The organism is Halomonas sp. G15, from assembly GCF_021282295.1.
Lineage (GTDB): Bacteria > Pseudomonadota > Gammaproteobacteria > Pseudomonadales > Halomonadaceae > Halomonas > Halomonas alimentaria.
Window position 1 is genome coordinate 1 of record NZ_JAJSPA010000062.1, and the last position, 9,854, is coordinate 9,854.

Consider the following 9,854-nt stretch of genomic DNA (forward strand, 5'->3'; position numbering starts at 1 on the left):
GGGGCAAGGGGCAAGGGGCAAGCCAAAGAGTTTCCTTGTCGCTTGCTCCTTGTGGCTTGTAGCTGATGGCTGGCCTAACGCGGCGCCTTGATCCAGAGCGATAGGGCATGCAGCAGCAGCCCCAGGGTGGCGCCGTGGGCGATCAGCAGCTCCCAGCCGATGAAGTCGGTGACGAGCGCGTGCCAGGCACCCATGCCGGCCAGGCCGGCCACCAGGCAGAGCCCCAGGCGGCCCACCAGCCGCGGAAGGCGCCGCCGGGCCTCGACCTCGAGCAGGCGCCACTGGACCACGGCCACCGCGGCCACGACCGCCAGGGCGAGCAGGATCAGGTTCAGGAGATTGTCGTGGCCACCCACCAGATAGCGGGGGATGGTAGCGAACATCAGCACGACTAGCCCCAGCACCAGGCTGAGGCGCTCCGGTGTGGGGGTCGTGCCCACCTCAGGCGACCTTGAGCTGCTGGGCGTCGATCCACTCCTCCACCCAGGGAAGCGCGGCATCATCGGCCATGAAGGTCTCCATGGCGTCGACTTCCAGGCGCTCGCCCAGCCGCTGGGCGCCCTGCCCCGCGAGCAGTTCATCGAGCTGACGGCCAGCACCGCAGAAGGTCTCGCCATAGGAGCTGTCGCCCAGGGCGATCAGCCCGTAGCGCAACCAGCCGAGGCCAGGACTCTTCTCGCCGATGGCATTGGCGAAGGGCGCGAAGGCGCCGGGGTAGTCGCCACTGCCGGTGGTGGAGACGCAGAACAGCGCCAGGTCGGTCGTCTCGGCGTCGAGATCGTCCAGGGAGGGGTTCTCGAGGATGGCGACCTCGTAGCCGGCTTCCTCGAACAACGGCTTGACCTGCTCGGCGACGTCCAGGGCGCCGCCATACATGGTGCCAACAAAGATCTTCAGCATGGGCATGTCACGGATTTACCTGAGAAATATACGCGAATAATAACATGTCTCCCCACCGTCTCGCATCCACCCCGACCCACACGCTCGCCGTGTCTGAATCTGGATCAAGAGCGTGGCATTTCGTCGCAGGTATCGCGCTGCAGTCAGCGGGAATAACCAACTAGAATAGTGGGTTTTTAACCTCTGGCGGAGAAAGCATGCAACAGACCTTCGAGGCGTGGATCACCCCGCTGATGATCGGCGGGTTGATCGTGTTCATGTGCTTCATCATCTGGGACCTGGCGAAGAAGTCCAACGCCGGACGCTTCGGTACCATCATGCTGTTCGTGGTATTGGGCGCCGGCATGCTCGGATATGTGCTCAAGGTGGTCATCACCTGGATGCTGGAGAACGGCGGAGCCGTCTGACCCTGACCACACACGCCGTCCAAGAAAAGGGCCACCCCCGTGGGGTGGCCCTTTCGCGTGTCAGGCGGAGGCGGGTCGGTTCAGTGATGCTCGCCGCGGTAGCCCTCCACCTGGCTCTTGAGCTTCTGGCCAGGGCGGAAGGTCACCACCCGCCGGGCAGAGATGGGGATCTCCTCCCCCGTCTTGGGGTTGCGACCGGGCCGCTCGCGCTTGTCGCGCAGGTCAAAGTTACCGAACCCGGACAGCTTGACCTGTTCGTTCTCGCGCAGGCAGCCGCGGATCTCCTCGAAGAAGGCCTCCACCATGGACTTGGCCTCCCGCTTGGAGAGGCCGAGTTCAGCATGCAGGTGTTCGGCCAGCTCGGCCTTGGTCAGTGCGCCCATCGTCACTCTCCCCTCTAGGCCCATCCCGGCCAACCCGGGTTCGCTAGACGGCCGATACCCGCAAGACTCATCCCGCAACGCGCAACATCTAGCCGCGTAGCTCGGCACCCAGATGCTGACGGGACTCGCTGACGATGGCATCGACCAACTTGTTGATTTCCTCGTCATTAAGCGTGCGCGAAGGATGCTGCCAGGTCAAGCCCAGGGCCACGCTCTTGCGCCCTTCCGCCACACCCTTGCCCTGATAAACGTCGAACAGCCGGCACTCGATCAGCCATTCACCGGCCTCCGCGCGCAGGGTATCCAGCAGTGCCTGCACCGGCAGGTCCTCGTCGACCATGAAGGCCAGGTCGCGGCGCACCTCGGGAAAGCGCGACAGCGGCATGAAGGCCGGCACACGGCCGTGGGTCAGGGCATCGAGGCGCACCTCGAAGAGTACCGCCTCCGCCTTGAGCCCCAGCTGGGCGCGGACTGCCGGATGCAGGGTGCCGATCCAGCCGGCCTCCTCCCCACGGTGCAGGATGCGGGCACACTGCCCAGGGTGAAGCGAGGGATGCTCGGCGGGCTCGAAGCGCCATGCCTCGGCGTCGCCGCCCATGGCCAGAAGGCTCTCGAGATCGCCCTTGAGGTCGAAGAAGTCCACCGGTGCTCGATTGCCCGCCCAGCCTTCCGGCTCGCGGGAGCCGCAGGCCAGGGCGCCGAGCATCGGGATCTGCGCCAGATCATCGAGCTCGCCGCGGAATACCAGGCCGCTCTCGAACAGCCGTACCCGGCTCTGCTGACGATTGAGGTTATGTTGCAGCGCCCGCACCAGACCCGGAAAGAGGCTGGCTCGCATCACCGAGAGATCCGTGGAGATGGGGTTGGCCAGTACCGGCGATACCGCCTCGGGCAGCAGGGTCTTCTGCAGATCGGGTGCCACGAAGCTGTAGGTCACGGCTTCCTGGTAGCCGCGGGCCACCATCTGACGGCGCAACCTGGCCAGTGGTGTACGTGCCTCATGATCCGGCCGCAGGCCGAGTCGCGCCTGGGGACGGCGCACGGGGAGGCGATTGTAACCATGGATGCGGGCCACCTCCTCGATCAGGTCCTCCTCGATGGCAATATCGAACCGCCAGCTGGGGACCACGACGCGCCACCCCGACTCGGTGGTCTCGACCTGCATGCCGAGGCGTTCGAGAATCTCGCCAACCTCTTCGCCGGCAAGCGCCTTGCCCAGCGCCTGCTCGAGGCGTGCGCTGCGCAGGACGACGCGGCGGGCCTCTGGCAGGTGAGCTTCGCTCGCCACCTCTACCAGGGGGCCGGCGTCACCACCCACGATCTCCAGCAGCAACGCCGTGGCGCGCTCGGCAGCCTCGCGGGCCAGCCGAGGGTCGACGCCGCGCTCGAAGCGATGGGAGGCATCGGTGTGCAGACCATAGGTGCGTGCCTGGCCGGCTACCGCCAGGGGGGTAAAGAAGGCCGATTCCAGGAAGATGTCACGGGTTTGCTCGTTGACTCCGGAATGCTCGCCCCCCATGACGCCGGCGATGGCCAATGGACCACGCTCATCGGCGATCACCAGGGTCGAGTCGTCCAGGTTGACTTCCTGGCCGTCAAGCAGCACCAGCCGCTCGCCTTCCCGAGCCAGGCGCACGATCACCGCACCACTCAGGTTCGCGCGGTCGAAGGCGTGCAGCGGCTGGCCCAGCTCGAGCATTACATAGTTGGTGACATCCACCACCGGGTCGATGCTGCGCACACCGCCGCGGCGCAGGCGCTCCACCATCCACAGCGGCGTCTCGGCACCGACGTCGACGCCCTTGATGAGACGTCCGATATAGCGCGGGCAGCGCTCGCCATCCTCGACCCGTACCGGGAAGGTCTCGTCATGGGAAGCCGGCACCGCGGCGACCTCCGGCCCCGTCACCGCCAGGCGGTTGAGCACGCCGACCTCACGGGCCAGACCCTTGAGGCTCAGGCAGTCACCGCGATTGGGGGTGAGGTCGACCTCGATGGTGTGGTCGTCGAGCCCCAGCCAGGCGCGGAAGTCCTCGCCTACCGGCGCCGAGCCGGGCAGCTCGAGGATCCCCGGCGAGGTCTCCTCCTCCAGGCCCAGCTCCGAGGCAGAGCAGATCATGCCGCGGGACTCCTGGCCGCGCAGCTTGGCCCGCTTGATCTTGAAGTCACCGGGCAGCACGGCACCGACCCGGGCGAAGGGCACCTTCTGCCCCGCCGCCACGTTGGGCGCGCCGCAGACCACCTGCACCGGCTCGCCGCTGCCGTCATTGACACGGCACACTCTGAGCTTGTCGGCGTCCGGGTGCTGTGACTTCTCCAGCACCTCGGCCACCACCACCCCCTCGAAGGCCGCAGCAACCGGCTCCACGGCGTCCACCTCGAGGCCGGCCATGGTGATCTGGTCGGCCAGGGCCTGGGTTCCGAGCTGAGGCGAGACCCACTCGCGCAGCCACTGTTCGGAAAATTTCATGGCAAATCCTATCGCTGTGTTCTGCTTATCCGGTGGACGATCAGGCGAACTGGCGCAGGAAGCGCAGGTCGTTGTCGAAGAACAGCCGCAGGTCATTGACCCCGTAGCGCAACATCGCCAGGCGCTCGGCCCCCATGCCGAAGGCGAAGCCGGTATAGCGCTCGCTGTCGATGCCGGAGTGGCGGAACACCTCGGGATGCACCATGCCGCAGCCCATCACCTCCAGCCAGCCACTGTGGCCGCACACCCGACAGCCGTCGCCGCTGCACATCACGCACTGGATATCGACCTCGGCAGAAGGCTCGGTGAAGGGGAAGTAGGAGGGGCGGAAGCGCACCGAGAGATCGTCACGCTCGAAGAAGGCGTGCAGGAAGTCCTCGATGGTGCCCTTGAGGTCGGCAAAGCTCACATCCTCATCCACCAGCAGCCCCTCCACCTGGTGGAACATGGGCGTATGGGTGAGATCCGAATCGCTGCGATAGACGCGACCCGGGCACACGATACGGATCGGCAGCCTGCCCTCCTTCATGGTCCTAACCTGCACCGGCGAGGTGTGGGTGCGCAGTAGCCGCGTGGCATCGAAGTAGAAGGTATCGGCCATCCCTCGCGCCGGATGGTGGGCGGGAATGTTAAGGGCCTCGAAGTTGTGGTAGTCATCCTCGATCTCGGGGCCGACCGCCACGTCATAGCCGATACGCGTGAACAGCCCCTCGATACGCTCCAGGGTGCGAGTCACCGGGTGGAGCCCACCGCTGGGCTGCCCCCGGCCGGGCAGGGTCACGTCGAGGCGCTCGGCGGCGAGGCGCGCCTCCAGGGCGGCCTTCTCGAGGCTGGCCTTGCGTGACTCGAGCTCGCCAGTCAGGGCCTGCTTGGCCTCGTTGATACGTTCGCCGGCGGCCGGGCGCTCGGCGGCGGGCAGTTTGCCCAGCCCCTTGAGCAGCGCGGTGATCTCGCCCTTCTTGCCGAGGTAGCGCACGCGCAGCTCTTCCAGGGCCGCGATGCTGTCGGCGGCCTGGATCGCCTCGCGGGCCTCGGTGACCAGGTTGGGAAGGTGGTCCATCCGTTGCGCTCCGAATTCGATACGTAAAACACAGGGCTAAAAAAACAGGGGAAGAGCGGCTGCTCTTCCCCTGCGACGTCTGCGGCCCTCCGGCTGAAACCGGACAGCCGGAAATGACGCTATCTCTTACTGGGCAGCCTTGGCCTTCTCGACGATGGCAGCGAAGGCTGCCTTCTCGTTGATGGCCAGGTCCGCCAGGACCTTGCGGTCAATCTCGATGCCGGCCTTCTTCAGACCGCCAACGAAGCGGCTGTAGGACAGGCCGTGCTGGCGTGCGCCGGCGTTGATGCGCTGGATCCACAGGGCGCGGAACTGGCGCTTGCGTTGACGACGGTCGCGATAGGCATACTGACCGGCCTTGATGACCGCCTGCTTGGCAACGCGAAAGACACGGCTGCGGGCACCGTAGTAGCCCTTGGCCTGCTTGAGAATCTTCTTGTGACGACGACGGGCGACAACGCCACGCTTGACACGAGTCATAGCTTACTCCTGACGAAAATGGAATCTACCAAGGGTTACAGGTTGGGCAGCATCCGCTGGATGAGCGCCTTGTCCGCGTCGTGGATCTGCTTCATGCCACGCAGTTGACGCTTACGCTTGGTGGACTTCTTGGTCAGGATGTGGCTACGGAACGACTGCTTGTGCTTGAAGCCGTTGGCCGTCTTCTTGAAGCGCTTGGCAGCGCCGCTGTTGCTCTTGATCTTCGGCATGAGAATAACTCCGCTCGAGGTTCTTCAGAAAACCCGAGGCCGACGCGAGACGCTGACGCCTCCCGCCCGTTTGACCGGCCATCGGATCACTTCTTTTGGTACTGCTGGTACCGCTTACTGCTTCTTCTTGGGGGCAATGATCATGATCATCTGGCGACCTTCCATCTTGGGGAAGGACTCCACGGTCCCGAGCTCTTCGAGGTCGGCGGCGATCCGCTCCATCAGCTTGCGGCCGATGTCCTGGTGCGCCATCTCACGACCACGGAAGCGCAGGGTGACCTTGCCCTTGTCACCGGCTTCGAGGAAGCGCGTCAGGTTCTTCATCTTGACCTGATAGTCGCCCTCGTCGGTGCCAGGCCGGAATTTCACTTCCTTGACCTGAATCTGCTTCGTCTTCTTCTTCTGGGCAGCTTTCTGCTTCTTCTGCTCGAAGACGAACTTGCCGTAATCCATGATCTTGCAGACGATCGGATCGGCATTGGAGATCTGCACGAGGTCCATACCGGCGGCTTCGGCACGCTCCAGCGCCTCGCTGGTGGGCACGATGCCCAGCTGCTCGCCGTCGCTGTCGATCAGGCGAACCTGATCCTCGGTAATGCGCTCGTTCATCGGGGGGCGCTTATCCTGGACGCGCCCTCTTGGGTTGCTACGCTTGATGTTCCGTCTCCTTAGGCAATTGACGAATGTCTCTCACCGAGTTCGTCACCGAGGCGGGCCATGAGTTCATCGACCGTCATGGTGCCAAGGTCTTCTCCGCTGCGCGTACGCAGGGCAACCGAGTCGGCTTCGACTTCCTTATCTCCCACCACCAGGAGATAGGGAACTTTCTGCAAGGTATGCTCGCGGATTTTAAAGCCGATCTTCTCATTCCTCAAGTCCGCCTTGACGCGCAAGCCGAATTTCTGCAGACGACGCTCGAGATCCAGCACGAATTCGCGCTGGGAATCGGTGATATTGAGGATCACCGCCTGCTGTGGCGCGAGCCACAGCGGCATGGCACCGGCGTAGTGCTCGATGAGGATCCCCAGGAAGCGTTCGAAGGAGCCCAGTATCGCACGGTGCAGCATCACCGGTGTCTTGCGTGCGCCGTCCTCGTCGACGAACTGCGCGCCGAGGCGGCCCGGCAGGTTGAAGTCGAGCTGCAGGGTGCCGCACTGCCAGACACGATTGAGGCAGTCGCGCAGGGAAAACTCGATCTTGGGTCCGTAGAAGGCCCCCTCGCCCGGCTGCAGCTCCCACTCGAGGCCGGTGGCATCGAGGGCGGCCTCGAGGCCCGCCTCCGCACGGTCCCACAGCGCCGGCTCGCCCATGAAGTCATCGGGGCGAGTCGACAGCTTGAGCTCCACATCGTCGAAGCCGAGATCCTGGTAGACCTTGAGGGTCAGGGCGATGAACGCCTCGGCCTCGGACTGGATCTGCTTCTCGCTGCAGAAGATATGGGCGTCGTCCTGGGTGAAACCGCGTACGCGCATCAGGCCGTGCAGGGAGCCGGAGGGCTCGTTGCGGTGACAGCTGCCGAACTCCGCCAGGCGCAGCGGCAGGTCCCGGTAGCTCTTCAGCCCCTGGTTGAACACCTGCACGTGACAGGGGCAGTTCATCGGCTTGATGGCGTAGTCGCGCTTTTCCGACTCGGTGGTGAACATCAGCTCGCTGTAGTGGCCCCAGTGGCCGGACTTCTTCCACAGCGAAAGATCCACCACCTGGGGCGTCTTGATCTCCTGGTAACCGTTCTCGATCTGGACCCGGCGCATGTACTGCTCCAGGGCCTGGTACATGGTCCAGCCATTGGGGTGCCAGAACACCATGCCCGGCGCCTCCTCCTGAAGGTGGAAGAGGTCCATCTTACGCGCCAGCTTGCGGTGGTCACGCTTCTCCGCCTCCTCGAGACGCTTGAGGTAGGCCTTGAGCTGCTTCTTGTCGGGCCAGGCGGTGCCGTAGATGCGGGTCAGCATCGGTTTCTCGGCGTCGCCGCGCCAGTAGGCGCCAGCCAGCTTGGTCAACTTGAACGCCTTCAGGTGCCGGGTATTGGGCACGTGGGGGCCCCGGCACATGTCGATATACTCTTCGTGATGATAGAGGCGGATACTCTCGCCTTCCGGTATCTCGCGGACGATCTCCTGCTTGTAGGGCTCATCGCGATGCAGGAAGGTGAGCATCGCCTTGTCACGGTCGACATACTCGCGGACCACGTCATAGCCCTTGTCGATCAGCTCCTTCATGCGCTTCTCGATGGCTTCCAGATCCTCGGGGGTCGCCGATCGGCCGAAGTCGATATCGTAGTAGAAGCCATCCTCGATGACCGGGCCGATGGCCATCTTCGCCTCGGGATAGAGCTGCTTGACGGCATGGCCGATCAGGTGGGCACAGGAGTGGCGTACCACCTCCAGGCCTTCGGGATCCTTGGCAGTGAGGATGGCCACCTCGGCGTCATGCTCGATGATGTCGGCCGCATCGACCGGCACACCATTGATCTTGCCGGCTACGCAGGCCTTGGCGAGTCCGGGGCCGATATCCTCGGCCAGCTGCATCACGGTAAGCGGTTCGTCGAAGCGTCTCTGGCTGCCGTCGGGCAGGGTCACGATGGGCATGCAGGGGTCCTTTCGCGCAGTGGTGGCCCATACGAAAGACCACATGTCGCAGTGAACGAAGAATGGAAGCGTAGTGTCACCCGGAGACCGACCATCGCCGGCGGCGTCGAACGCCAGGCGAGACGGTGTCGGCCCGTGCCGGATGACGCGCTACGATAGCAAAGCGCCAGGTCGGGCGCCACAGTCCGGGCGCAGCAGCCCAGACGCAGCAGGGGCGCCAGAAGGCGCCCCTGCCTCGCGAACTCAAGGAGTTCGCTTGAGATTGAGCCGAACTTACTGGCTCATGATCTCGACGCGACGGTTCAGGGCACGACCTGCGTCGGTCTCGTTGGTGGCGACCGGGCGCTCCTCGCCATAACCCACGGTGCGCATGCGATCACCGGCAACGCCCTGGCTCATCAGGTAGCTGGCCACGGAATCGGCACGATCTTGGGAGAGACCCAAGTTGTACTCGTTGGAACCCACGGCGTCGGTGTGACCGGCGATGGTCACGCGAACCTCGGGGTTGTTGTTGAGCGTGCCTGCCACCTGGTTCAGCTCGGAAGCGGCACCGGGGCGCAGCTCCGCAGAGTCGAAGGCGAAGGTGACGTCACTGGAGAGGGTCACCGGCTCGAAGGGCTCGGGCTCCGGCTCGGGCATCGGCTCGGGCTCGGCTACCGGCTCCGGAGAGTCGGCGCACAGCATGGCGCCGATGGTGGCACCCGCAGTACCGCCGATGGCAGCACCGGTGTCCTCATCGGATTCACTGCTGGTGGCATAACCGATGCCACCACCGATCACGCCGCCGGCCAGGCCACACACCATCGGGTGCTGGTACCAGGGCTTGTCGACAGAGGAAGTCGTGTTGGAAGTGGCACAGCCGGAGAGGCCGACCACCAGAGCAGAACCGAGCAGCAAGCCAGTCGTGGACTTCTTCATATGAAACTCCTTCTCTTTTCTTTTATCGCTCCAGGGCAGGCAACCGCTTACCGCCTTCCCAGATGATCCCGACGATCGGGTGTTGCGATCTACGCCGCAACATCCATGTCGTGACTCAGCGACCTCATGAAAATATTCACTGGTCTCGACACGCTGCCAAGCTTGCAGTAGCCCGACAGATCTTTCAATCGCACATGGCTAGATTAGCAGAATTGTGGCGAAAGCGCACAGTGTTCGATAAAGCAGTCGTTCGAGGCAAGACGTGAACACTCCCACGCATCATGCGACGCATTGATGCGGGGCTTCAGGCTCTCGCCGCCAGAGCGTTGAGAGCGTGACCGGTGTTCTCGGTTTGCCAGGGGAGCTTCTGCCCGCTGACAACTGCCCGTCCTTGCGGCGGGTCAGCTTGTGTTTCCAG

General features: G+C 64.2%; 11 protein-coding genes. 1 reads left to right on the plus strand and 10 read right to left on the minus strand.

The features are described from left to right. Positions 1–74: 74 nt before the first annotated feature. Together LWH48_RS17440 and LWH48_RS17445 are read right to left on the minus strand one after the other, a co-directional pair. Complete coding sequence (locus LWH48_RS17440; RefSeq protein WP_232913573.1) at positions 75–440, minus strand: hypothetical protein; 366 nt, start codon at positions 438–440, stop codon at positions 75–77. Between the two features lies 1 nt (position 441). Next, on the minus strand, positions 442–906 hold the full coding sequence (locus tag LWH48_RS17445; RefSeq protein ID WP_232913574.1) for a flavodoxin domain-containing protein: 465 nt from the start codon (positions 904–906) through the stop codon (positions 442–444). A 191-nt stretch (positions 907–1,097) separates the two neighbouring features. Here LWH48_RS17445 and LWH48_RS17450 point away from each other — a divergent pair, with 191 nt between their 5' ends. Further along, positions 1,098–1,307 carry a DUF2788 domain-containing protein gene (locus tag LWH48_RS17450; RefSeq protein ID WP_161432203.1) on the plus strand — a complete coding sequence of 70 codons (210 nt, stop codon included), beginning with the start codon at positions 1,098–1,100 and terminating at the stop codon, positions 1,305–1,307. Between the two features lie 80 nt (positions 1,308–1,387). On the opposite strand, the gene ihfA is transcribed toward LWH48_RS17450, so the two are convergent. From ihfA to LWH48_RS17490, 8 genes are all read right to left on the minus strand, one after another. Continuing rightward, a complete protein-coding gene (gene ihfA, locus LWH48_RS17455; RefSeq protein WP_132041108.1) occupies positions 1,388–1,690 on the minus strand; it encodes an integration host factor subunit alpha in 303 nt (100 codons plus the stop codon). Positions 1,691–1,778: 88 nt separating this feature from the next. Further along, positions 1,779–4,160: a phenylalanine--tRNA ligase subunit beta gene (gene pheT / locus LWH48_RS17460; RefSeq protein ID WP_232913575.1), complete on the minus strand. Its 2,382-nt coding sequence runs from the start codon at positions 4,158–4,160 to the stop codon at positions 1,779–1,781. Positions 4,161–4,200: 40 nt separating this feature from the next. After that, on the minus strand, positions 4,201–5,220 hold the full coding sequence (gene pheS / locus LWH48_RS17465; RefSeq protein WP_161432205.1) for a phenylalanine--tRNA ligase subunit alpha: 1,020 nt from the start codon (positions 5,218–5,220) through the stop codon (positions 4,201–4,203). A gap of 126 nt (positions 5,221–5,346) precedes the next feature. Beyond that, on the minus strand, positions 5,347–5,700 hold the full coding sequence (gene rplT, locus LWH48_RS17470; protein WP_232913576.1) for a 50S ribosomal protein L20: 354 nt from the start codon (positions 5,698–5,700) through the stop codon (positions 5,347–5,349). Between the two features lie 35 nt (positions 5,701–5,735). Further along, positions 5,736–5,930 carry a 50S ribosomal protein L35 gene (rpmI, locus tag LWH48_RS17475; protein WP_089725334.1) on the minus strand — a complete coding sequence of 65 codons (195 nt, stop codon included), beginning with the start codon at positions 5,928–5,930 and terminating at the stop codon, positions 5,736–5,738. 114 nt (positions 5,931–6,044) lie between these two features. Continuing rightward, complete coding sequence (gene infC, locus LWH48_RS17480; protein WP_282040319.1) at positions 6,045–6,587, minus strand: translation initiation factor IF-3; 543 nt, start codon at positions 6,585–6,587, stop codon at positions 6,045–6,047. Positions 6,588–6,598: 11 nt separating this feature from the next. Then, a complete protein-coding gene (gene thrS, locus LWH48_RS17485) occupies positions 6,599–8,518 on the minus strand; it encodes a threonine--tRNA ligase (RefSeq protein ID WP_161432207.1) in 1,920 nt (639 codons plus the stop codon). 273 nt (positions 8,519–8,791) lie between these two features. Next, complete coding sequence (locus LWH48_RS17490) at positions 8,792–9,436, minus strand: OmpA family protein (RefSeq protein ID WP_232913577.1); 645 nt, start codon at positions 9,434–9,436, stop codon at positions 8,792–8,794. Positions 9,437–9,854 lie beyond the last annotated feature (418 nt).